The sequence below is a fragment of the Chitinophaga agrisoli genome, assembly GCF_008386695.1.
Lineage (GTDB): Bacteria > Bacteroidota > Bacteroidia > Chitinophagales > Chitinophagaceae > Chitinophaga > Chitinophaga agrisoli.
Genome location: NZ_VUOC01000002.1, coordinates 82,599 through 108,141 on the forward strand (window position 1 = coordinate 82,599; position 25,543 = coordinate 108,141).

16 protein-coding genes are annotated in these 25,543 nt (G+C 50.3%); 7 read left to right on the top strand and 9 right to left on the bottom strand.

Translation table 11 applies throughout. The features are described from left to right. Positions 1–43: 43 nt before the first annotated feature. Positions 44–6,259, bottom strand: coding sequence for a PKD domain-containing protein (locus tag F0L74_RS07810; protein WP_149837313.1), 6,216 nt, complete (start codon positions 6,257–6,259; stop codon positions 44–46). Positions 6,260–6,839: 580 nt separating this feature from the next. Here F0L74_RS07810 and F0L74_RS07815 point away from each other — a divergent pair. After that, positions 6,840–8,183 (top strand): lipopolysaccharide biosynthesis protein, encoded by a 1,344-nt coding sequence (locus F0L74_RS07815; protein ID WP_149837314.1) that lies wholly within the window; start codon positions 6,840–6,842, stop codon positions 8,181–8,183. A gap of 222 nt (positions 8,184–8,405) precedes the next feature. Here the strand turns inward: F0L74_RS07815 and F0L74_RS07820 are convergent, their stop codons facing one another. From F0L74_RS07820 to F0L74_RS07855, 8 genes are read right to left on the bottom strand one after another with little or no spacing between them, the layout of a single operon-like run. Further along, complete coding sequence (locus tag F0L74_RS07820; protein WP_149837315.1) at positions 8,406–9,281, bottom strand: beta-1,6-N-acetylglucosaminyltransferase; 876 nt, start codon at positions 9,279–9,281, stop codon at positions 8,406–8,408. Further along, complete coding sequence (locus tag F0L74_RS07825; RefSeq protein WP_149837316.1) at positions 9,278–10,036, bottom strand: class I SAM-dependent methyltransferase; 759 nt, start codon at positions 10,034–10,036, stop codon at positions 9,278–9,280. The genes F0L74_RS07820 and F0L74_RS07825 overlap by 4 nt, the downstream gene beginning before the upstream one ends. Before the next feature lie 21 nt (positions 10,037–10,057). Further along, positions 10,058–11,251 (bottom strand): glycosyltransferase, encoded by a 1,194-nt coding sequence (locus tag F0L74_RS07830; RefSeq protein ID WP_246197655.1) that lies wholly within the window; start codon positions 11,249–11,251, stop codon positions 10,058–10,060. Then, positions 11,252–13,150 (bottom strand): asparagine synthase (glutamine-hydrolyzing), encoded by a 1,899-nt coding sequence (asnB, locus tag F0L74_RS07835; protein WP_149837317.1) that lies wholly within the window; start codon positions 13,148–13,150, stop codon positions 11,252–11,254. Between the two features lie 35 nt (positions 13,151–13,185). Further along, positions 13,186–14,112 carry a glycosyltransferase family 2 protein gene (locus tag F0L74_RS07840; protein ID WP_149837318.1) on the bottom strand — a complete coding sequence of 309 codons (927 nt, stop codon included), beginning with the start codon at positions 14,110–14,112 and terminating at the stop codon, positions 13,186–13,188. Further along, positions 14,096–15,304: a glycosyltransferase family 2 protein gene (locus tag F0L74_RS07845; protein WP_149837319.1), complete on the bottom strand. Its 1,209-nt coding sequence runs from the start codon at positions 15,302–15,304 to the stop codon at positions 14,096–14,098. Before F0L74_RS07845 ends, F0L74_RS07840 begins: the two co-directional genes overlap by 17 nt. Then, positions 15,304–16,467 carry a sugar transferase gene (locus F0L74_RS33625; RefSeq protein WP_213086922.1) on the bottom strand — a complete coding sequence of 388 codons (1,164 nt, stop codon included), beginning with the start codon at positions 16,465–16,467 and terminating at the stop codon, positions 15,304–15,306. Before F0L74_RS33625 ends, F0L74_RS07845 begins: the two co-directional genes overlap by 1 nt. Positions 16,468–16,500: 33 nt before the next feature. Continuing rightward, complete coding sequence (locus F0L74_RS07855; RefSeq protein ID WP_149837320.1) at positions 16,501–16,899, bottom strand: response regulator; 399 nt, start codon at positions 16,897–16,899, stop codon at positions 16,501–16,503. 436 nt (positions 16,900–17,335) lie between these two features. Here F0L74_RS07855 and F0L74_RS07860 point away from each other — a divergent pair, with 436 nt between their 5' ends. The 6 genes from F0L74_RS07860 (at position 17,336) to F0L74_RS07885 (ending at position 25,529) form a co-directional block, all read left to right on the top strand. Beyond that, entirely contained in the window at positions 17,336–18,598 is a 1,263-nt protein-coding gene (locus tag F0L74_RS07860; protein ID WP_149837321.1) for a phospholipid carrier-dependent glycosyltransferase, read from the top strand. A gap of 409 nt (positions 18,599–19,007) precedes the next feature. Then, complete coding sequence (locus F0L74_RS07865) at positions 19,008–21,203, top strand: exopolysaccharide transport family protein (RefSeq protein WP_149837322.1); 2,196 nt, start codon at positions 19,008–19,010, stop codon at positions 21,201–21,203. 22 nt (positions 21,204–21,225) lie between these two features. Next, a complete protein-coding gene (locus tag F0L74_RS07870; RefSeq protein WP_188315909.1) occupies positions 21,226–22,302 on the top strand; it encodes an acyltransferase family protein in 1,077 nt (358 codons plus the stop codon). Between the two features lie 141 nt (positions 22,303–22,443). Beyond that, on the top strand, positions 22,444–23,877 hold the full coding sequence (locus F0L74_RS07875; RefSeq protein WP_149837324.1) for an O-antigen ligase family protein: 1,434 nt from the start codon (positions 22,444–22,446) through the stop codon (positions 23,875–23,877). 118 nt (positions 23,878–23,995) lie between these two features. Continuing rightward, complete coding sequence (locus F0L74_RS07880) at positions 23,996–24,721, top strand: TolC family protein (RefSeq protein ID WP_149837325.1); 726 nt, start codon at positions 23,996–23,998, stop codon at positions 24,719–24,721. A gap of 28 nt (positions 24,722–24,749) precedes the next feature. After that, positions 24,750–25,529 carry a carboxylesterase family protein gene (locus F0L74_RS07885; RefSeq protein WP_149837326.1) on the top strand — a complete coding sequence of 260 codons (780 nt, stop codon included), beginning with the start codon at positions 24,750–24,752 and terminating at the stop codon, positions 25,527–25,529. Positions 25,530–25,543: the final 14 nt, after the last annotated feature.

The following is a 25,543-nucleotide window of genomic DNA, read 5'->3' on the forward strand; positions in this document are numbered from 1 at the left end:
TCAGATACCGCCTCTTTCTTTTTATTGATGGTTATTTCTACTCCTAATTCGCCGCCTTCACAAACTTGCCGGTCCATCTAAACGCTCCTGTCTCATCCTTGATCTCCATGATATAATACCCGGCAGACAACCCGCTCACATCCAGATCCTTCTGCAGGTTCTGCAAGGTTAACGGCTGACTGAACGCCGTTTGCGGTTTACCATTCAGATCATACACCGTAAAGTACAGCCGCTCCCCTTTACCCAGGTACCGTACTGCAATCCGCATCCAGGTAGTGGCGGGGTTGGGGTACATGGCTACAGAGTCCATGATCTCGTGGCTCTTGTCTGTGAGCACATTGATGGTAAAGCGGATGCTGTTAGTGGCGCCGTTATTATCAGTTACCGTCAGCTCAAATACATACTGTCCCTGCCGCAGGCCGCTGATGCGGGTCTCTACCTGGTCTGTATTCGAGATAACGGTGGATGACGGGCCGCTGATCTGTTTCCAGGTAAAGCCGGCGATGGAACCGTCGTTATCATGTGATTCGCGTGCGTTCACCACCAGGTTATCCGTAGGCAGCTGCACCACCTGGTCGCCCTGTGTAATGGCTACCGGCTCCTGGTTACCTGCTGCCAGTACCGTAGTGGTTACACGGTCTACGGAAGTGGCGTTATCATCATCTGTTACTTTCAGTTCAAATACATAAGTACCTAGCTTCATGCCGCTGATCTCCGTTTCTACCCAGTCTGCATGGGCAATGGTGGCTGCGGTAGGACCGGATACCTGTCTCCAGGCATAAGCTTTAATGCTGCCATCAGCATCCGTAGAGGAGCGGCCATTTACGTACAGGTAATCTATTGGCAGGCGTATGTTCTGGTCACCGCTGGTAATGGCTACAGGCGCTTTATTGGTTGCAACTGCAGGCCTTACGGTCACGGTCACCTCGTCGGAGGAAGTGCCGCCATAATTATCCGTTACGGTCAGCTCAAACACATAGGTTCCTGTGGCTACCAGGCCGGTCACATTGGTCTCTTTGCCAGTGGGATCTATGATAGTGGCAGCGGGGCCGCTTACTTTGGTCCAGTGGTAGGCGGTAATACTGCCGTCTGCATCGCTGGAGGCGGCGCCTACCAGGTGGGCGGTGGTCAATGGCAGCGTAATGCTGATATCATCGCCTGCATCTGCTACCGGCCGCTGGTTAGGCGCGTGGTTCACGGTCACCAGTACGCGGTCTGTAGCAGTAGCATTATCGTCGTCGGTTACTTTCAGCTCAAATATGTAAAAGCCCTGTACCAAACCGCTGATGTTGGTAATGGCGGCGTTACGGCTGCCAAGGGTAGCGGTATTGGGGCCGCTGATCTGGGACCAGGCGTAGGCCTTAATACTGCCATCTGCATCGCTGGAGGCGTCGCCGTCCAGGAGCAGGTTATTCTGCGGCAGGGTAATGCTAACATCACTGCCGGCGTTGGCCAGTGGCGGTGTATTCGTGGGCGCTGCTGCTTTTACGGTTACCCGCAGCTGGTCAGTGGCGGTGGCGCCTTCGTTATCAGTTACCGTCAGCTGGAAGGTATATACGCCTGCGGCCAACCCGGTTACGGCGGTAATGCCGGCTTTGGCATTGCCGATCGTACCGGCGGCAGGTCCGCTTACTTTTTTCCAGGCATATGCGCTAATGCTGCCATCCGGGTCGTTAGAGCCGGCGCCGTTCAGCTGTATGCTGCTCACCGGCAGGGTAATGGTAATGTCTGTGCCGGCAGCTGCTACCGGTAACTTATTAGCTGCCGGGTTAACGGTTACGCGTACCAGGTCAGTAGCGGTGGCGTTGTCGTTGTCCGTTACGGTCAGCTCAAATACATAGCTACCTGCGGCCAGGCCGGTTACATTGGTCTCTTTACCATCTGGTGAGATAATGGTGGCGGCAGGGCCGGTAACACGGGTCCAGTGGTATTTGGCCACTGTGCCATCTGCATCTGATGAGGCGGCGCCTACCAGGTGGGCAGTAGCCAGCGGCAGGGTGATGGTGATATCACTGCCGGCATTGGCTACCGGCGGCTGGTTGGATGCCGTTGCCGGTATTACGGTAACAGTAACGCGGTCTTTGGCGCTGGCCTTATCATCGTCGGTTACGGTCAGCTCAAATACATAGGTACCGGCTATCAAGTTGGTGACGGTGGTCCGGCTGTTACCCGGCGCACTGAAACCGGCGGTGGATGGCCCGCTTATCTGCGCCCATGCATAGGTGCTGATAATGCCGTCCGGATCGCTGGAGCCAGTGCCGTTTAATTGTGCACTGTTCTGAGGAAGGGAAATATTTACATTGCTGCCGGCATTAGCCAGCGGCGCTTTGTTGGCAGGGTTTACTGTTACCGTTACACGGGCGCTGGCGGTAGCCTTATCATTATCCGTCACCGTCAGCTCAAACACATAGGTACCTGCGGCCAGGCCGGTCACATTGGTCGCTCTGCCGGTGGGGTCTATGATGGTACCACCTGCGGGACCGCTGATCTTTACCCAGTTATAACCGCTAATGGAACCGTCTTTGTCAGTAGAAGCGCTGCCGTCCAGATGGGCGGTAGCCAGCGGCAGGGTAATGGTAAGATTATCACCGGCGTCTGCTACCGGCGCCTGGTTGGCGGCGGACACCACTACGGTTACCCGGTCAGTGATGCTGGAATTATCGTTATCGGTTACTTTCAGTTCAAATACATAAGTGCCCTGGGTAAGACCGGTTACATTGGTCTTTGCCGCGGCAGGACTGGTTACCGTACCACCGGCGGGACCGCTGATCTTTACCCAGCTATAATCAGTGATATTGCCATCCGCGTCGCTGGAGGCGCTGCCGTCCAGCTGTACGCTGCTCTGCGGCAAGCTAATGGTGATATCATTGCCCGCTTTGGCTACCGGCGGTTGGTTAGCGCCAGTCACCGTTACGGTTACCCGGTCAGAGGCAGTGGCGTCGTCATCGTCTGTTACCGTCAGCTCAAACACATAGGCGCCGGCTACCAGGTTGGTGACAGTGGTTTTACCAGCGTTCGGGGTGCTGATGTTGCCACCTGCGGGGCCGCTTATCTTCTTCCAGGTATATTGGTCAATCTTGCCATCTTTATCGTTAGACGCGCCGCCATCTAATGTTACTGTGCTGGTGGGCAGGGAAACAGTTACGTCGTTGCCCGCATTGGCGCTAGGTGCGTCATTTTTTGTGCCGTTCACCGTCACGGTCACCTGGTCAGAGGCGGTAGTGCCTTTATCATCGGTCACCGTCAGCTGGAAAACGTAGGTACCTGCGGTTAAGCCGGTCACGTTTGTTTTGCTGTCAGTGGCAGTGGTGATGATAGGCCCGGCCGAACCGCTGGTTTGTTTCCAAACATAGCTTTTAATGCTGCCATCCGGGTCTTTGGAGCTGCTGCCGTTCAGTGATACCGTGCTGGTGGGCAGGGTGATGCTCACATCGCTGCCTGCATTGGCTACCGGAGGCTGGTTGCCGCCCAGGGTGATCACCGTGATGATCTGCTGGTCAGTGCTGGTAGCGCCGGCATTATCTGTTACGGTCAGCTCAAATACATATATGCCGGTTACCAGCCCGGTCACGTCCGTGTTGCTGGCATCCGCTTCTGCGATAGTAGCTTTATTGGGGCCGCTCACCTGTTTCCACAGGTAATCTGTGATCACGCCGTCAGGGTCCAGGGAGTTGCTGCCATACAGCTGGGTGGTATTGGAAGGCAGGGTAAGCGTAATATCATTACCTGCTTCTGCATCCGGCTTCCTGTTGGCCGGCTGTACGGTTACCAGTACATTGTCCGTGGTCTTAACACCGCTATCGTCTGTAACAGTAAGTTCAAATACATAGTTGCCCTGTACCAGGCCGCTTAGCGTGGTTTGGGCGGTATTGGTGCTGCCCAGGGTACCCTGTACGGGACCGCTTAATTTCTTCCAGGCATAGGTGGTGATCTTACCATCCGGGTCCCTGGAGGCGCTGCCATCCAGTTTAGCGGTGCTGGCAGGCAGCGTAACAATAATATCCTTGCCGGCATCTGCGGTAGGTACAATATTGCCTACGCCATTATATTCATATGCGCCGGCGTCGAACTTGCCGCCCTGCGGACGCGCATTGCCGTCCATATCAGCGGTCAGGCCCAGGTCTTTCATGTCCCGGCCGGCATTGATCACAGGCGATTTGGAGGTAGGCCGGAGTATACCGCTGGTGGGTGATTCCAGCAGGGCCTTGTCCACCGTCGTAAAGTTCAGGTTATTGGCCGTATCAAATTTGATGGGCTGTGCGCCGCGGATATAATATCCTCTCTGCGGAAAATCACCGTTGGTGCCCGGCGCTATCACTACGTTGTTATAGACCTTATGGCCAACAGTGGTAAGATCCGCATAGATCTTTAAACCGTTCACCCCGGTATTATACACCGTGTTATTATAGATATAACCTGTAGCCGGCTCAAACAACAGTTTATCCGTTACGTTGATCCCCTCAAAAGCAATGTTGGAGACCACGTTATTATATACATAGTTAATGCCGGTGCCAAAGATCTCGATACCGCAGTTATACCCTTTATCTACGCGGTTATCATAGATACGAAGGGTACTGCCGCCGCCGCACAGGATACCGTAGCCGTGCGCGCTGTTCTTGGCCATGGCGTAGTTCACCAGGCGGTTATGGTGCACCAGGTTCGTGCCCATGTCTGCCATGGAGATCTGGATACCGTCGCTGCCCACATTCTCCAGGTCGTTATCATATACTTCCAGGTTCTCAATATGGTGCGATTTCATATCCTTACAAGTGCCATCATCCCACAGGTAATGGGTGTTACCAATGTAAAAGCCTTCCCAGGCAGAGTTGCGGCACAGCAGGTGGTGGATCTTCACATTGCGCATTACAAAAGCGCCATCCAGCCACTCCGGGTGGCCGCACTGCTGTAACGTTTTAGCTTGTACGAACATGCCGGCGTCATGTACATAGGCATGGTGCAGGTCAAAATCACTGGTACCGTTACCCAGGAAAAAGCCAAACAGTTTAAGGCCATCCTTATTGGTGCCGTTCACGTCAAAACCGTATTCTATATTGGGATCGCCAATACCTTCTATCTTAAAATATTTACAGTTGCTCAGCACAAAGGAAGCCGCAGTAGTGGTGCTGTTCACCCCTACGCGTACCAGGCCGCCGCAGTTCATAATAATGATCGGTTTATCGGCCGTGCCCAGCAGGTTGCCAAAATTGATATAATCATAGTCTCCCGCGGCCAGACATAACGTGTCTCCCGGGTTTACTTTCAGGCTCTTCATCGCATCCGGGTAGTAGACCTGCCTGCCGCTGGTAGTAGGCACGGTAATGCGTTTATTGCCGCTACCGCCATTGCCATTATTGCCGTTGCCATTGCCGGGTGGCGGCGGAGGTGGCGCAGAAACAGCGCCCTTGGTATATTGGAGCATCCACTCATACACGTTCATCCCGTTCTCCTGGAAGGCGGGATCGTAGGATTTTGTCCAGGCATCGTGTATGGCAGCGTTAAAGATCGTGAGCTTGGCAGCAGGATTAGGGGCCGGCGTTTCTGCATTAATATTCTTCACCCATGTCTGGGAATAAGAGACCGGTACAGTAGGGTCATTGCTGTTATGCAGCGCCCATACGGGCGTATTGTCATCCGCAATTGTTTTCTGCAGCTGTGGGAAAGGTACCGGGTCATAAGCGCCACAAACAATCACCGAAGCGGCGTATTGTTTGGCTTTGGATTGCACTTCGGAGATAGCTCCCCAGACTACGCCCCCACCCATACTAATACCAGTAACGTACAGGCGGCTGGCGTCTATACGTAGCTGTTTCTGCAGATAGGCCACCAGCCGGTGAATATCACCGGCGCCGGGCCATGTTTTAAATTGTGGTGTGATAACAATAAAAGAGTAATCTTGTCCTTTAACCTTAAAAGAGGCAGGGAATTTTCCCTGCTCTATCAGTTTGGGTACGCCGTTCCTTAATACAAGTGACTGCAGGTTTTTGGTGTTGGCGCCCGCCAGCTCTCCTACCCCATGCACAAAGATCAGCAAGGGATAAGCTTTGTTCGGGTTCGCATCATAATCAACCGGAAGCGCCTGGTAGTAACCCGTTAGATTGTTAAAGGTGTCGGGTAAACTTTTCGGGACATTTTTGTATTGTCCCATGGTCTGCAGGCAGAGGGATAGAAAGGACAACAGCAATAGCAAATGTGTACACTTCGGCACACGACGTTGTGTGTAACGTTGGTTCACTACATAGAGGTTTTTCATATTAAACATATGGCTTCAAGTTATCAATGAGATTTAGTTAATGTTTCATCGCATGAGGCCCTGGTACATGCGTTTGAGAAATTAAGTGAAATGACATCGATAGTAATATTGCTGTTCCGGCGGGATATATATTATGTACTCTTCTAATGTCTCCGCAATATTACCGTAGCAAAGAAAGTATTTTTTATTTATCAAATAATAAAAAAATTGAATGTGTATAATAAAATAAAATAAAGTATGTTTTTTTATTATCTGTATTTAATTGTAATTCTATCGCTCAGAGGGCTTAAAAGTTGCAACATATTTTTTTGTTATTAAAAAAATGTATCTTGCAGCCATGTTTTTCTTTTTTAGCTAATGGGCTTTCAAAAAAGGGTAAATCGCACTGCTGAAGCGGCTTTTTCCCGGATCAGCCAGGAAGAAAGGCACATAGTAGCTATTTATTCAATATCGGTTTAGCATAACGCAAAGATCAATGCCGGTCAACAATTGTCTGCATTGATAATGCCGGGCCCCTTTAATACCGCACCAGATTAACGATATCCTGTTAAAAGACCACAACATCCTTATTTAGCATTAACGTATATACATGGCTTTTGGATTCATGGCTGCCATCCGTAACAGGCATTTTAATTCATTACTGGGCAATGTAGTGATGGCTTTCTTCAACGTATTGTCTTTTTCCCTGCTGGTACGCCTGCTGTCCCTTACCGCTTTTGGGGAATGGGTGCTGTTCATTGGTACCTATAATCTACTGGATCAGGTCCGTACCGCCCTGTTGCAATCAGGGCTTATTAAGTTCTATGCCGGTGTGGAGGAAGAAACCGGCCGCCGTGTTACCGGCGCGGCCTGGTACATTTCCCTGGTGCTCACCCTTAGTTATGTAGCGCTTTCCTTTGTTGTATACTTTGTGGCTTATAACCGCTTCAATGATACCTGGCACCTGTTCATTCAGTGGCTGGGATTGCTCTCCCTTTTTTCCCTGCCCATGAACTTTGCCACCTGGGTATTACAGGCGGAGCACCGTTTTGAGAAGATCGTGCTGGTAAGGCTCATGCAGAACGGTTCCTTCCTGCTGTTGCTGGGGGGCTTATACCTGGCGGGAATGGTTACCCTGCCCAATGTACTGTATGCCTATTGCGGCTCTATGTCGCTGGCCAGCCTGTACTGCCTGCTGCGTAAATGGACGCGCATCCGCACCATTTTCTTCCGCACCAAAGCGCAGGCGCAGGAACTGTTCCGTTTTGGGAAACATATCGTGGGCAGTATGGTCTCATCTTCCCTGCTCAATTATTCTGATACCCTGGTCATCCGCACTTTGCTGAACCCGGCGGCGGTTGCTATTTACAGTATACCGCAAAAGTTCATGGAGGTGATAGAGATCATCCTGCGCAGTTTTGTGGCCACCGCGCAGCCTACCCTCTCCAGCGCGGCCAACCGGCACGACTATGCTGCCGTAGCCAAAGCTTTTGCAAAATATACCGGTACCGTTACCCTGCTCATCCTTCCCTTTATTATAGGTTTGCTGCTGTTTACGCAACCCCTCATCATTATACTGGCAGACCGTGCCTACCTGGGCGCTACAGATATTGTACGCATTATACTGCTTTCTGCTATATTCTGGCCCATGGACCGTTTCATAGGCGTTACGCTGGATATGATCAACCTGCCCCAGATCAATTTCTATAAGAACTTCCTGAAACTGGTGTTAAATGTTGCCTGCGATATCCTGTTTGTATGGATCTATACAGATATCCGTTCCGTAGCGCTGGCCTCTTTCCTGAACGTGATCTTTGCCGTGGTGTTTGGATACTATTTTATGAAACAACGCCTGGATGTAAAACTGCGGGATATCTGGGACCTGGGTATACAGGAATGTAAAAGACTGTTGGCGAAAGTGATGCGTAAAGCCGCGGTGGCGGATGAGGTATAGGGCAAACGACAGCGCAAATACAGCGCACATACGGTGCAACCTCAAGTTAGCAGTGGACTAAACGTGGACAAAAGGTGGACTTAACCTGGACTTGATGTGGGGTTGAGATGGTTAATATACGATCAAAAAGTAAAGGGAGGCCTTTCCAAAACCTCATCTACTGAGTGGCCCCCCTTTGGTTATCTAAAGTTGACCTTGGTTATGCCAGGTCTTTAGTTGGCCTTAGTTATATTCTTTCTCTTTATCAGCCAGCAGCACTTCTGTATCCAGCCGGTTCATAATGGCTGCTCCCTGCTGCATATCAAATTTACGGGCAAATAGCTTGCCGGACGCTATCAATGCCGCCATATCTTCCGGGCCAAAAGTTTTGGGATGTTCCAACCCTGCCGCCCAGTCAATATAATGCAGGTTATCCCCCGTTACATGCGAACGATAGCTGGCATCGTTCATCAGGATGGTCTGTAGCAGAAATTCGTCAGAGCCCCAGGAGAGCCGGAAGTACCGCCGCATAGCGGCATGTTTCCTTTCAAAGGCCAGGCAGTAAGCTACACAATCCATTGTCAGCGTCCACCAGGCAGAGCCGCAATACAGCTTATACCCCAGCGGGAATTTACGCTTAGGCAATAAGGCAGTGAGCAGGCTGCCAAATTTATACTTACCTGGGAAATTATATTCTACAAAATGGTAGTTGTTCATTTTGCTCATCATAGGCGCCAGCGCCTGGTCAGAGATCACATTTATGAACTGCCGGCCGCTGCCAGCCTGGCTGCACAGGAGATCATAGATCTCCCCGGCTGGTTTCAGCAGGTAATCCTGCGCGCTTAACAGTGTTACGTAGGCATAGGGCGTGCCGCTGTCTACCACGGCCTGCATGCCGTTCAGCGTGGCCTGTAATATGCTCCAGCCGGCCCAGGTTACTTTTACCCGCTGCTGTACGGTGTACACCTGCGGCAGGGAAAGCGCTTCTTCCCAGTCCTGCAATGCGCACTTACCATCTATATGCACATAACAGTCAATACCCGGGTGCGCAAGCCTTTGCAGGAGGCGCTGCAGCTGGGCAGGCTGTTTATGGGCCAGTATAATGAATGCTATCTTCATAGACCTGCCTTCTTCCACACTGTATTAAACCCACCGGTGCAACCAATAGGCAGCCATTCCGCTACCTGGCAGTCTACTACCTGCAGGAATTTGATGCGTTTGGTGAACAGGGAAAAAGGAAATACATCCTCCACAAAATTCGTCTTGGCAAACTGTATGATCTCAAAATCGTGGGCGGTGGCCAGCTGCTGCAGGTCTTTACGGGTAAAGAACTGCACATGGTCCAGGTTATCTGCCTGTGACTGTACAGTGGTGCCTTTAAAGCCCAATCCCTTTTTAATATTATTGATGAACGCCCACAGTTTGGGGTTATTGCGTGCTTTTAACATGGGTTTGGTCACACACACTTCCCGGGGCCCGTTACCATTAGGTACGGTTACGATCAATACGCCTTCCGGTTTCAGGGTGGCGGCGATGGTACGCAACAATACGCCTGGCTGGTGCAGGTGCTCCAGCACTTCGCTGCATATCACAGCGTCATACTGCTGCCCTTGCGCCGTGAGCTCCTCTGCGCTCACCGCTTCAAACCGTACATTGGGCAGGCGATTCCTGGAGCGGGCCACCGCAATGGTCTTATCGCTGATGTCCACGCCCAGTACGTTGTACCCAAACTGGCCCAGGTGACGGCTTATTACGCCGTTGCCACAGCCCACGTCCAGTACGCGGCCACCGGCAGGGATACTTTTCTCCAGGCAGGCGGCAATGAAATTAAGTCGTTTAATGTCGGCTATACGTTCGTATTCGTAGGTGATCATATGAAAAAAAGCTTTTAGCGGTTAGCTTTTAGCGTTGGCTTTATTGGCGCCATCGGCTAACAGCTTACTATATATTGTTTCTATTTTCCGGGTCATCCCGGTCACATTATAAGTCGTTTGTACAGTGGCAATCGCCTGGCAGCGGAGCCGGTCCCGCAGGGCCTTATCTGCTGCCAGTCTTAATATCGCGGCCGTTAAAGCCTGCGTATCTGTAGCTGGTACCAGCAAACCGTTCCTTTCATGGGCTACGGCCTCACGGGTGCCATCCACATCAGTGGCTATTACGGCCTTGCCCATCGCCATGGCTTCCAGCACGCCAATGGGAAAACCTTCCCATAGTGAGGGCAGGCAGTAGACATCCATGGCGTTCAATACCGCCGGCACATCCTGCCTGAAATCCTGGAACACCACATTAGCATTTATACCCAGCGCCTGCGCAGCATCCCGGGCGGCTTGCTGCAGCTCTCCCCCGCCTACCATCAGCAGGGTCATATCCGGTTGCTGTTGTACGGCGGCGGCAAAAGCCTTTACCATGGTCACCGGGTCCTTTTGTAAGGTCATGCGGGCAATATACCCTACCACCAGGTGATGAGCGGGTATACCGCAGGCCATCTTTACATCCGGGTAGCTGGCATCGGGATCAAACTTTAGCAGGTTCACCCCGTTCTTCACCACCTCTGCCTGGAAACGGCCAAAAGCCGCTAAACCGGTCTGGCGATTGGATTCCGATACGCAGATGTTCACCTGCGCCTTACGGGTAATAAAACGCTCCGCAGCTATGCGCATACGCTTCATTACGGGGTGTAATCCCTCGTGGAAAGACCAGCCATGTATGGTATAGATCAGCGGCAGTGCCAGTGAGCGGGCCGCCCACAGCACATTGGTATTGGCGCGGGTGCCATGCACATGCACCAGGTCTATCTGCTGCTGTTGCATAAAACGCTTTACCTGCTTCCATACGCTGATGTCAAATGCTTTTTCACTCTCTATCACGTAAGCCGGTACCTGCATCTGCTCGAGCGCCTGGATCATAGGCCCGCCGGTAAAGGCCAGCACTACCGGCTCAAAGCGGCTGCGGTCCAAGGTAGACACCAGGTCCAGCACATGGCTCTCGCCTCCGCCGATCTTTCCCTGGCGGATGGTTTGCAGCACACGTATTTTCTTTTCCGGGTACATGTTCTTAATAGGCTTATAATTTTTTTGTACAACTATCATTTACAATTTCTCCATCCAACGGTCATACCATAACTGGAACACCAGTATGTTCCACAGTTTCTGATGGCTTACATTGCCGCCGGTCAGGTACCGGTCCATCAATGCCTGTACATGCGGCACGTTGAATAAACCGGATTTGTTCAGCCGTTCCGGCGCCAGGTAATATTGCATCTGTTCCCGCAGCTCATCCTTGAACCATTCTTGCAAGGGGGCGATGAAAGGCCGTTTGGGGCGATCCATGAGTGATTGCGGGATGTATTTATGTACGATCGTTTTCAGGATGTATTTATTGGTCTTGTCCTTCACTTTCAGGGAGGCCGGCACCTGCGACAGGAACTCCACCAAACGGTGGTCCAGCATGGGCTCACGGCCCTCTATGCTCACGCTCATGGTGGCCCGGTCTACCTTTACCAGGTTATTATCTACCAGGAAGGTCTTATAATCAATGGCCAGCAGTTTGTTCAGCGGATCGTTCACCTCGTTCAGCTCCCCGTTCAGGTCAAAGCTGGTACGGTATTTCTCAGGCGCTACCTGCATATAGTGTTTCACCTCGCTTTCCGTGAGGTACTGGCTAATGTATTTGAGTGCGTACTGGGGCTGTCCTGCTTTCCAGATCAGCTTCATCTTCTCATAACGCGAAGCGAAGTTGTATTGTTTATTAAAATACGGGATCATTTCCGGGTTCAGCATGGACATGGTGTTGCTCAGCAACCCCTGTAGCCGTTTAGAGAACCGGGTATAGCGTAATGACTGGTTAAACTTGTTATATCCGGCAAACAGCTCGTCGCCGCCGTCTGCGGAGAGGGCCACTTTTACCTGGCGGGCGGCCAGTTTGCTCACCAGCGTGGTGGGCACGGTAGAATTATCGGCAAATGGCTCGTCATAGATCTCCGGCAGCTGGTGTAAAATATCCAGCGCATCGGAAGCGCCTACGATCCATTCTGTATGGTCAGTACCCAGGTGACGGGCAATTTTCTTAGCCTCTGCAGACTCGTCAAACGCCCGCTCCTTATACCCAATAGTAAAGGTCTTGATACGGCTGCCGGAGCCCGCCTGTATAATAGCGGCCACGCTGGCGCTGTCATACCCGCCGCTCAGGAATACGCCCACCGGCACATCTGCCACCATACGGTAGTTGTATGCGCTTTTCATCAGGGCTTCCGTATGCTGTATCACCTCGTGCTGGGAAAGACCGGTGAGGGGCTGCCTGTATGAGTCCAGCACATTCCAGTAGGAGCGTTCTTCCGGCTCCTGGCCGTTCAGGCGCAGCGTTAGCAAATGCCCGGGCTTTAACTTACGCGTTTGCTTGTAAATGGTATAAGGCGTGGGGATATAGCTGTATTGCAGGAACAGTGATACGCTGTTCACGTCTATTTCCTTTTCAAACAGCGGGTGTTCGCACAGGCCTTTCAGCTCAGAGGCAAACAGCAGGGTGCGGCCGTTCCAGAAATAGTAAAAAGGTTTCACACCCGCACGGTCGCGCACCATCACCACTTCTTCCCGCTGCTGGTCGTAAATCACAAAGGCAAACATGCCTATGCAATGGTCCAGTACCTGCTCTTTCCAGGCGTCGTAGCCTTTGATGAGCACTTCCGTATCAGAGCCGGAGTGGAAGGTGTACCCCATCTTTTCCAGCTCTTTCTTTATATCCTTAAAATTGTAGATCTCACCGTTAAAGATGATGGAATAGTGCTTAAAGTGCATGGGTTGGTGCCCGCCGCTGGAAAGATCCAGGATAGACAGGCGCCGTTGCCCTAAGCCCACGGTAGCGGCGGGGTGCTCAAACACCTCGTACCCCGCGTCATTGGGGCCGCGGTGTTGCATCACATCCGTCATGCGCTGCAATATGTCTTTATCGGATTTTTTGGAAAAATCAATAAACCCTGCTATACCACACATATCTTTGACTTTAAAAGTGTTTTGTTGATGGATGCCTAAGCTTCATACCGCATACGTCCGGACTCATTGCGCATATTGGAGAGTATGGCCCTCCAGAATGCCTTCAGGTGTACAGACTCCCGCTGGAGCAGGAATTGCAGCGTGTTTTTAGGCACGGTTAAGAAAATAAAATACAGCAGGAACACCAGCCGCGCCGGCAGCTGTACATTCCGGCGCATAAACAGGATCCTGTTCCTGGTGATATAATAGGTCTTCAACGGGCTGTTTTTACCCGTAGACATAGACTCCTTATGATAGATAAGGGATTTGGGCTGATAATAGATCTTATACCCTTTCCGGCGGAACTGCTCGCACCAGTCAAACTCCTCGTAGTACAGGAAATACAGTTCCGGCATGGGGCCTACCTGCTCCAATGCCTCCCGGCTTATCATCATGGCGCCGCCATGCGCATAGGGGGTGGCGCTGATGGTATCGTACTGGCCCTGGTCTTTTTCGCGGCAGCCTATCATGCTGTTACGGCCGGTAAATACGTCTACCGAATGATAACCGGCATATTCGATCGTGCCTTTGTCAAAGAAGTAGTGGAACTTGGGGCTTACCACGCCGGCGTCCGGGTATTCCCGGAATACTTCCAGCAGGCCTTCTATCAGCCCTGGCGTAAACTCCGTATCGTTGTTCACCAGGAACAGGTAGCTGCCGACGGCGGCTTTGATCCCTAAGTTATTCCCTCCGGCAAAGCCCAGGTTCTCCTCACTGCGCATCACCTTTACGCTGGGGTATTTGCCAATGATCTCCCGGGTGGGGTCCTCTACGGAGGCATTGTCCACCACGATCACCTCTACCCTGGGATAGCTGATGCGCTTTAGAGAAGCCAACAGCTCGCAGGTTACCGCCGTATTATTATAGTTTACGGTAACGATGGATACCAGGGGTTGATATTTACTGTTATTTGTTGGCGACATCTAATAAAGGATTATCGATATCTGTTTTAGTATGTTTCGTATGGATGAACCGGTTGTTGGCGCCTTTAAGGCGGAACAGCAGCCCTATCATGATAAAGGCGGCGCGGGGTAAACCCAGCAGCGCGATTAACAGGTAATGGCGGTAAAATCTGGCCGGTATAGGCAACATCAGGCTAATACAGTTGCAGATCCACAGCGCCACCCACCAGGCGGCAGGCAACAGCAGGTAGCGTTGCAGTAACAGGTACAGTACCGTTACCATCGTAACCGCTACTAACAACAACAGGCGGGGCATTAACAGGTTCTGCACTACTGCCAGGTTAAAATAATCCACGCTGCCGCGGAACAGCTCCTGCCAGCCTCTTTTCCAGTACTGGCGCAGGTATACCAGCTGGCTGGATAACCAGCGCCGGCGCTGGTGCTCAAACACCTCTGCCCGTTCCACCTTTTCATCAAACACATGTGCGTCTTCCAGGTAATAAATGGCATGGCCGCGGGCAATTACCAGCAGCTGTAATACTTTATCAAAACCGCCGGTGGCGTCTATCTCCTGCATAATACCTTTAATGAGCGGGTAATGGAAAGCCATACCGCTACCTATCACGGAGGATGAGAGCCCCATGGCATTGGCGCCTTTGCGGTACAGATGGTTGGCAATGATCTCATTGGCCGCATCGAGTACTGCGAAAGGCGTGTCCATGTTCTTTGCTACACGTTGTGTCTGAATGGCGTATTCCCCATCCTGGAAAGCGGCGTTCACCAGCTGCAGGAAATCGGGCGCCAGCATATTATCGGCATCGCAGATCAGCGCCAGGTCATAATCATCCGGCAGCTGCGCAAAAGCGGCGTTCAGTGATCTTGCCTTGGTACTTTTCTCAAACGCTACGGGTATTACCGTGGCGCCGGCGCTCCGCAGCTGCACCAGGGTGTCCGGCTGCAGGGAGTCCGCGATAACTATCACTTCGTACGACCCGGCGGGATAATCCAGCCGGGAATAACTTTGCACGGTTGAAAGAATGATGCTGTCCTCTTTGTAGGCGGGTATGAGGATGGCAATGTTTGCATAGGTTATACCTTCCTGGCGGCGCTTCTCTGTTTTGCGCTGCAACCGTCCTGCTATGGACAGTACCAGGTTATATAGTATGCATCCGGCTAAGTAGGTAAGTAAAATAACTTCAATAACAACGGTCATTATACGTTATCTTTTTGTACAAGTGCAAACGGGGTATTCACCATCAACCACATGTCGTAGGCAAAATTGTGCCGGTGCGCATAATTTATATCCAGGCTGATCCGCTCTTCTACGGACATATCCTTTTTTCCACGCTTGCTGATCTGCCACAGCCCCGTAATACCTGCCGGCGCCAGAAAACGCTCTGCCCAGGCATCTGTTGTAAGGGTGGCAGCTTCATACAGGGGCAGCGGGCGGTTGCCTACCAGCGACATATCGCCTTTCAGCACATTTACCAGCTGGGGCAGCTCATCCAGGCTGCTGTTACGCAAAAAGCTACCCAGGCGGGTGATCCGCGGATCATTTGATACTTTAATGAATACCGGGCCCTGTCCATTATTATTATACTGGTTCATGTGCTTCACCTTATGCAGCTGTTTGTCCGCATCCGCGATCATGGTACGGAACTTATAGAACCGGAACATGCGGTAGTTCTTACCGGCGCGGGGAGAGCTATAAAAGATGGGGCCTGGGGAATCCAGCTTGATAAGCAGCGCTACAATACCCAGTACCGGCAATAAAAGCAGCAGTAAAGCGCCGGATACCATTATATCAAACACGCGTTTGGCAATTCTGTTCAAACGGGTGCTATGATAAGTGGGCGCTACTGCCCTTTCCTGCGGTTTGCCGGCAAAAAGATGCATACGCTTAAACTTGCTCACAAAATTCACTTTCTCCTCCAAACGGTTCAGCAGGCAATCCCGGGTGATGATCTCATCGATAAAGGTGTATTTCTTCACCAACGATTTCAGCAGGTCAGACAGCTGATCCGTATACAGGAAAAATGGAATGGCCTTCAGCACGTGGTGTGCTTCAAAATAAGCCTCCCAACTGGCCAGCTCGGTCTCATAACCGCTGTTAAAACGGTAAATGATCACTGCTGGTATCTTACGGTACACATTCAGCAACTGGTCTATGGCCTGTTGCGCATCCTCGACATGATCTGCTACGAGGTACTTGAAATGCGGGGTTTCCTGGGGTACATCCACATAAGAGTGACCAATCAACAACACTATCTTTTCATCGGCGATCTGCCGGTAGATGGGGTTGTTCTGTTTACCTGTAGCATTACTCCTGACAATCGTGGCAGCAGTCGGAAAACTAGGTGTAATCGTCGTCTCCATATATTATTACAATTATTGCCTTGGTATTAGGGATTACGATATAGATGCAGTTAACTGCCCGTTCAAAATATGCGCTACCTTCTCTAACAACACCACGGGATCAAAGGGTTTTTGCATCACTACCTGTACATTGCTGTACCGGGCTGTAATCGCTGAGGGATCTGCATTCACAACTTCACCGGAAAGCACCAGCACGGGGATCTCTTTATATAAATAACTGTTGGAAAGGTGCTCAAGCAATTCCCATCCATCTATATTGGGCATATGTAAATCCGTTACGATCGCGTCTGCATTATTGCCTTTGGATAACCAGGCCATCGCGGCAAGACCATCGGGTACGGCGGTTACTGTATAATGCCTGCTGAGTATTGCCTCCAATAAGAGCCTTATTGGATTGCTATCATCTATTACTAAAACTTTCTTTTTCATCATTACTACCTTCTTTTTCGTAAACTTTTAAAATCAACACCATAGCAAACACACGTTGGCCATAGGTATAAGAAGGCTTTTGATGGGATAAGGTCAAAGAAGAACTGAAACGTCTGGTAGCTTTTCAGGGGATATGATGGCAGAAAGGATTAACTTAAAACTCTAAAATATGGTTAGGTATTCTCAATAAATATAAATAAAAAACTTCAAAATTCCCGGCATTTGTTCCGATCACAGAAAATCGTTGCAAAGCGTCGAACGGATGTAAAATTATAGTACTTTGTGGATTAAGAACTCAATATTTCGTAAACGGCACATTTTTACGGGTGAATGACCAGAAAATGATGGTAAACGAATCTAACGTTAAAAATAAGCCAAAAAATTTGCAATTATCACTTCAGATGCTGTAGTTTTGAGCCCTTACTTACGAGTCTTCCCCATGAAAAAATTTCCAGTCCCTGCTACCTTACTGCTTTTGATAGGAATAGCAGCCTACATATTCCTGGTCCTGGTAACGATTTGGCATAAACAACCGCCGCTATATGATGAGCCCCTGTTCATACCCAATGTATACCTCTTTGGACAGTATGGTCTTTCACGGGAGTTCCTTATTAATATTAATCAACAGGCCCCGGGCCCCTTATATCAGTTCATCCATTATCCGCTAAGAAACATTACGCACCTGCAAACGCCGGGCATCCGGCTGGTAAATACCACGCTCCTGGGGTTACTGATCTTAGTATTGACCATCATCATCACTAAGATCAACAAATCAGATAAAAAGATGTCGCTGCTGCTGGCCTTTAATATAATGGCAGCGCCGATGGTATGGACCGTATCCGGCATGGCCCTTACGGAAATACCACCCATGTTCTTTGCCGCCCTGTCTATATTATTGCTCTGGTATGCCCTGCAGCAACAGGATACCAAACTGGGCGTAAGCATGCTCTTATCCCTGCTGGCTGGTTTCGCGTTAGGACTGGCCATCCTGGGCCGCTCCCCCTTCCTGATCATGGTGCCAGCCGCCGCTGCGCTGCTGGTGCAGCATATGCACCAGCCAGGCCGCTGGATGATACTGGCCCTGTATGGAGGCGTGGCCCTGCTCATGTGCCTGCCGGTGTTCTTTATCTGGAAAGGATTAACGCCACCGCAACAAGCCTTTACAGGCGCCGGCGGCATTAGCATGGAACATGGCATGCTGGGGTTTGCCTATGGCGCATTGATTACGTTAATACTCGCGCCGGGATGGTTCCTGTTTAATAAGAAAGTGATCCTGTACCTGCTGGCCGGTTATATAGTACTGCTGATCGCTAATCTTAGTTTTATCCGCTTTGAGTACGGCCCCCTTAGCGTAACCATGGAAAAGATCCTGCCTGCGGCACTGATGCAGTTGTACCCCTATGTGATCTCCCCGGCTTTGTGGGTGTTTGCCTGCTACTTCGGCATATGCTCCCTGATACGCGCCTGGGAGCGCAGAACAGAGCCCTTTTTCCTGTTCCTGTTCTGCTGCGCTATGCTTATGCTGGCCACCAATTTTAAGGTTACCCATCTCTTCAGTTCCAGGTACATAGCACAGGCGGCGCCCTTTTTCGTACTGCTGCTACTACCCTACGATAAGCTTACTTATAATAAATGTATAAGGGCGGTTGCTGGTATGGTTATCGGGTTCCTCTCCCTGGAAACGTATTTTCTTTTTCACTAACACCCTCCAAAAACCACCATTCACTAATAAAAATCCTGTCTTCACCTAAAAAAATTAGGTAGTTTATGATCTGCGGATTAATTTAGCGCTCGAAACCGGGTACGCCATGAGGTGTTATTTCTATAACAGCGAGACAATAGTACGTTTTCCCAAAATGGCGCTGGTGTTATAAATCTTTTCTTCTACTACCACATCCTAGATAAAAACCACCGTGTAGTAGGTCGGCTGTAAAACCGCATCCTGCATTCTGATTTTACCATTCCTTTGAATTTCTGGTGGCATGACTACATGCGTCATGTTTCGTTTTTGACAATTTGACAACAAGTATCCATAATGATTTGCCGTATTGGGTCCGGTTCGTAGCCGGATTTTTTTAAGGCAGCATAATTGATAAAAAATAATAATTGATATGGATGTCATATATTTTGTGAAAGCGCTCCTGAAAAAGAAATGGTGGATCATTATCAGCACGGTAGTGGCCCTTGCGCTTTCGTTTGTTTTTACCATGGACCGCGCTAAGCTTTACAGGTCCAGCGCGCAGATGTCTACCGGTTTCACGACCAATGACGCGGTGAAGCTGCGTGATGAGAACGTGGATCTTTACGCGGCAGACGTGAAGTTCAATAACGTGGTGGAAGCCTTCTACTCCCCTGCCGTTATCGGCCTGCTTTGTTATGACCTCATGCTGCATGACCTTACCTCTCCCAAGCCCTTTACCGTGCTTACGGAGAAACAACGTCATACGCCCATTTACGCTACCTTTAACAGGCCCCAGGCGGTAACCATCCTGCAGCATAAACTAGACTCCCTGCAAACCCTTACCTCCTATCAGCCGGAAGAACGTAAGCTGCTGGAGTATATGGCGCTGTACAAATATGACTATGAGTCTATCACCAAACAGCTGAATGTAGGGCGCAAACAACGCACTGACTATATCGATATTTCATTCGGATCAGAGAACCCGGAACTGTCTGCCTACGTGGTAAACACCGTTTACCGCCAGTTCCTCCGCTACTATCGCAGCTTGCGCTCAGAACGATCTGTAGAGAACATTGGCACCTTCGAAGAACTGGTGAACCAAAAGAAAACAGAGCTGGACCAGAAGATAGACGCCCTGCGCAACTACAAATCATCTGAAGGCTTGTTAAACGTGGAAGCCGCCAGCGGCGGTGAGCTGGGCCTTATTAACCAGCTGGAAAAAGCTGTGCTGGACGAAAGAGGTAATAACAACATCCTGGCCTCTTCCCTGCAAAGCGTAAACAGCCAGCTGGCGCTAGCCAGCCAGGGCCAGACCGTATATGACAACAATAATAATGAGATCGTTGCGCTGCGCAAGTCCATTAACCAAACGAACGACGAATATGTACGCGGCGGCAGTGCAGATCCTGTCCTGGCAGATAGGATAAAGGCGCAGCGCCAGCAGCTGCAAAAGCTTATGTCATCTGCTCCCACTGCGGCCACATCCGGTAAAACGGTGACCCGCGAAGAGCTGTTACAGAAAAAAGCCGGACTGGAAGCAGACTGGAAAGCCTCTCAGCTTAACATTGCCAACCTCGAAGCTAAGATCCGCTCCTTGCGCGGCTCCGTAGGCTCCTATGCTAATAAAGAGGCTACGGTAAGCACCCTGCAAAAAGAGGTGGACCTGGCCCAGGAAGAATATGACCGCCTTAAAGAAAAGCTGAATACCGCCCTGGATACCCGCACCGCGCCGCCAGACGATTTCCGCCAAACCCTTAAGGGACAGCCGGCCTTTAAACCGGAATCTACCAAACGTCTTAAGATCATGGGCCTGGCTGGTATGTCCGTATTCCTGCTTAGTACCCTGGGCGTGCTGTTCATGGAGTTCTTTGATAAATCCATCAAGTCCCCTTCCCTGTTCGAAAAGAATGTGGACCTGAAACTGATCAGCACCATCAACCATGCAGATCTGCACCGCTACAGCATTCCGCAGGTACTGCAGCAAAAAGTGGATGATGATGACGCCACCCGCAGGCGGCAGAACATTTTCCGCGAGCTGCTGCGCAAACTGCGCTACGAGGTAGAAGCCAGCAATAAATCAATATTCCTCTTCACCAGCACGGAGTCCCAGCAAGGGAAAACCACCCTGGTGCAGGCGCTGGCCTACAGCCTTAGCCTGAGCAATAAGCGGGTACTGATCATAGATACTAATTTCTGTAACAACGACCTTACCGTACAACTGGAAGCCAAGCCTACCCTGGAAACTTTTTCCATGGAACCGCATGAAGTGAGCATCGACAAGATACGGGAGATCGTTACCACCTATTCTGTAGAGGGCATTGAAGTAATTGGCTGTAAGGGTGGCGATTATACACCGTCTGAAATATTACCGCGTAACCATTTATTGAATTACCTGCCACAGCTCAAATCCTATTATGATTTTGTGCTGCTGGAAGGGGCGCCCTTAAATGATTATACGGACAGTAAGGAACTGGTGAATTATGTGGAGGGCGTGATAGCCATCTTCTCTTCCAAACTGGCCGTAAAAACGAATGATAAGGATTCTATACAATTCCTGGAGAGCATGAATGGGAAATTATTGGGGGCAGTATTGAACAACGTGAACGATGATTACCTGGAACTTTAGGTATCACCAAACTGTAACCCATATGCAAATACCCCCAAAACTGAAATTTATTTTTTCATTCCAGCCGGCTGTATCCAGGCGTTACGCCTGGGTGGATTATGCCAAAGGAATTGCGATCATCTTTGTTGTGTACAGGCATGTATTATATGGTCTATTATATAGTGGGGTAACAGCTAATCCGGTGATGATGGACGCTAACGAGATATTGTACGGATTCCGGATGCCGTTATTCTTTTTCCTGTCAGGATTGTTCTTTGCCTCCAGCCTGCAAAAGCGCGGCCCGGCAGATTTCCTGGTCACTAAAATAAATACATTATTATATCCTTACCTGCTATGGTGCTTTATACAGCTCACTTTGCAGATACTTTTTTCTGACTATACAAATTTCAAAAGAGGCGTGAACAACTATATAGATATACTGATACACCCGCGCGGCATGCTGCAGCAGTGGTATCTGTTTGCGCTGTTCAATGTAACGGCATTATATCTGTTCACACACGTAGTACTTAAATTAAAGGCGCCCGTGCAGATACTGCTGGGGCTCGCTTTCCTGGGGCTGATCCGTTTTGCGGGCGATATCAGCACCATTTCCGATGTAATGATGTTCTACATCTTCTTTTGCCTGGGCCATATCACGGCGCCCCTGTTCTTCCAGGAAAAAATACAACGGCAGCTTACCTCCGGCTGGAAAGCCCTGGCCCTGCTACCTGTGTTCATAGTCGCCCAGTACTATACGCTTAAACACCCGGAAGAGAACTTGTACCTGTTCTCCGCCCTGGCCATGTTTGGCGCCCTGCTGGTGATCATGGTCTCCTTTCTGCTGGCCAAATACCAACGGATGGTATTTCTGCAAACACTCGGACATTATTCGCTTTACATATACCTGTTGCACCTGGGCATCATCTTCCTGCTGCGCACGTTATTCCTGCGTACGGGCCTCGTCATCAGCATGCCGGTAATGACCGTACTGCTCATGTCGCTGGGCATCCTGTTCTCGATCATCCTGTACAGGATCTGCCTGCTGCTGCACCTGGAATTCCTGTTTGTAGGGCCGTTTAAGACACGCGCGGAAGCATTACGTCCCGCGCAGGGAAAATAAAAAGGGACAATAGCTATCATATGCGTAAAAAGAAAGAAGAAAAATTGATCGGCGAGCCATTGCATAAAGCATTGATCTTACTCTTTGCGGGTATGACCATTGCCATGCTGCTGGTAAAAACATTCTTCCTCTGACACTACTATGCAACTGACCAGGAAAAATATCAATCTGAAACAGGTGCTCATCGCCATACTGTTTATACTGCTGGTACCGGCGGTAACCTATCTTGCCTCTACGGACATGAAGGTAGGCGCAGGGCTAAGCGTAATGATCATTGGTCTTGCACTGGGATTGGTATGTATCGTAAATTACCGGCTGGGGTATTATCTCTATATCACCATCACTTTTATACTGCCCATGCTGGAGCGTATGTCCGGCGCGGAGGTGCCCAAAGGGGTGGCCATGGATGCGCTGCTCCTGTTCACCCTGCTGGGCTGTATCTTTAAACGGGGCGATAAAACCATTGCCAGGGTCAAATTCAGCGATCCTATCCTGGTATGTATGCTGGTATATTTTCTTATACTGCTGTCTTCCATCGTGAACCCCAATGCCGGCTCCCTGCTGGGCTGGTATGTGTTCCTGCGGGTATCGCTGCGCAGTTATATATTCTTATACGTAGGGCTGAATGTGTTTAACAACATGCAGCATGTATATAGCTTCTTTAAGTATTGGCTGGCGCTGGGCACTGCAGCCGCCTTTTACTGTTGTATCCAGCAGTGGACCGGCCTGTTGCCCTATGAGCAGGCATATATAGCCAAGTTCCCGGAAAAGTTTGGCACCACGGTGATCCTTACCGGGCTGCGGCTGTTCTCCTTTATGTCGGACGCCGCTGTGCTGGGCATTATCATGGCCTGTAATATCATCATCATGCTTATATTGATGACTGCCCGCCTGCACACCATCAACCTGAGCAAAAAGATCCTCCTTGGCTTCTCCATTGTGCTGCACACCATGGCGCTGGGTTATTCCGGCACCCGTACCGGTTATGTGATGCTGCCCCTGGGGCTGATGATCTTCTTTATTGCCAACATGCATAAGCGTAATACGATACTGGCCGCCATGGTCTTTGTGTTTATTGGCCTGGCTATCCTGTACGGCCCTTTTTACGGCAGCCCTACCATCATCCGCGTTAGAACGGCTTTTATTGGTAAACAGGATGAGTCTGTGAATGTGCGCGACAGGAACCGCCACCGCATTCAACCCTATATGCATGAGCACCCGCTCGGCGGCGGCGTAAACACAACAGGCGGTAATGGCGTTACTTATACGCCGGGTCACCCGCTGGCAGACTTCCAGACAGATAACGGCTACCTGCGCGCTGTGCTGGAAACGGGCTGGCTGGGCATGGTGGTAGTGGCGGGCATCTTTTATTTTACGATACAGACCGCCGTTGTCAATTTCTTCCGGTGCAAATCGGAATTGGACAAGCTGCTGATGATAGGGGCCGCGGCTGCCATCTTTGCGGCAGCCATATCGGAATACGCGCAGGATACATTCACCCTGGTGGAAACATCCATTATGTTGTTCTCCTTTATGGCAGTATTGCTTAAAGTACGATACCTGGAAACAAATTAACACTTGAATAAAAACTATACTGATGGAACAGGGCATACAGGTCTTTTCCTGTAGAGAGCGGGAAAGATACATGCCGGAATACATCAGGCCTTTGGAAAAAGAACATAAATATTAACTGATGACACGTACCTACATCACCCTTTTTGCAGTATTGTGTATGAGCCTGAGCGCTTTTGCACAGCTGCAGCAACCGGATACCTCCGTACTACTGAGAATGCCTAAAGACCCGGCCAACGTGGCCCGGTTTAAACAAAAACTGGTGGAACTGGCCCTGCAGAACCCGGACGTAAAACAATATGATGTGCGGAAAGAGGTAGCCAAATATGATACACGTATTGCCAAAGCGCAGTGGCTGAACCATTTTATGGCTTCAGGCAACCTGAATGAGTTCACCTTGAAGAACAGCAGCCAAAGCGCCAACCAAAACTTCTACCCCCGCTATAACTTTGGGGTGGTAGTACCCTTTGGCCACTTCCTGTCTATACCAAACGAAGTAAAAAAGGCAAAGGCAGAAGGCAAAATGGCGCAGAAGCAGCAGGAATCTGCAGCCCTCATCATTAAGGACAAAGTGCTGGAGGCGTATGAAGAGTATGCCGCCAACAAACAGCTGGTAGAACTGCACGGCCCCATACTGGAAGATGCGCTGCTGCACTATAACCAGGCAGAAGAAAAATTCCGTGCCGGCGATAATACCGTGCCCCTGGATATCTATAAAGAGGCTTATCGCCAGTACAATTCAGAAATGGTGCAGAAAGTACAATTGGAGAAAGCCTTCCGCCAGTCAAAACTGGCCCTTGAAGGTATAGTTGGTATGACCCTCGAAGAAGTCATGCAACTACTGTAACTATCCGCTATTGTAAACTTTATTTGACATGTTTTTAAAGAACCTTATACTGCTGGGCAGCATGTGGGTTTGGGGTAGTGCGGATGGTCAATATGCGCCCATGCAGCCGATACAGGTAAAGATCAGCCCCTGGCAAACCAGGCCGGCGCTGATACTGACCCCTGAAAAGGCAGTGCCTGGAAAAAAATATCCCCTGCTGATCTGCTTTCATGGCAGAAGCATTGCGGGACACGACCTGGGAAAGATATTCAGGGAAGGCGTAACACGACAGATACATGAAGGCAGACGCATTGAAGCCGTGAACCCGAAGGACAAACAACTGTACGAGTTCATTGTACTGGCGCCGCTGGCGGAAAGCTGGTCCTTTACCCCGCAGGATATAGAGCCTATGCTGGACGATGTGATCAAGCGCTACCCGGTAGACGTAAACCGTATTTACCTTACCGGCTACAGCGCCGGCGGCTGGGCGGTAGAATCTGCCAAAACGCATAATGCGCACCTGGCTTCCCGTATTGCGGCCTGCGTTACCATGTCGCCGCCCATACTGGACAGCCCTTACCTGAAAAGGTACAAGGTGCCAGCAGACGCCGGCATCCATACCTGGTACTTTGCCGGGTCAGACGATGGCTACTTTCTGGGGAATGTGAGAACGTATATAGACAGTACCAATAAATACAAACAGGGCCTTACCAGGCTTACGGTCTACAAAGGAGGGCATTGCTGCTGGCATGATCTCTATAACCCTTTATACCGGGAAAATGGCATGAACGTCTACGAATGGCTGTTGCAATATAAAAACACGGATTAGTAGCATTGAGTTGA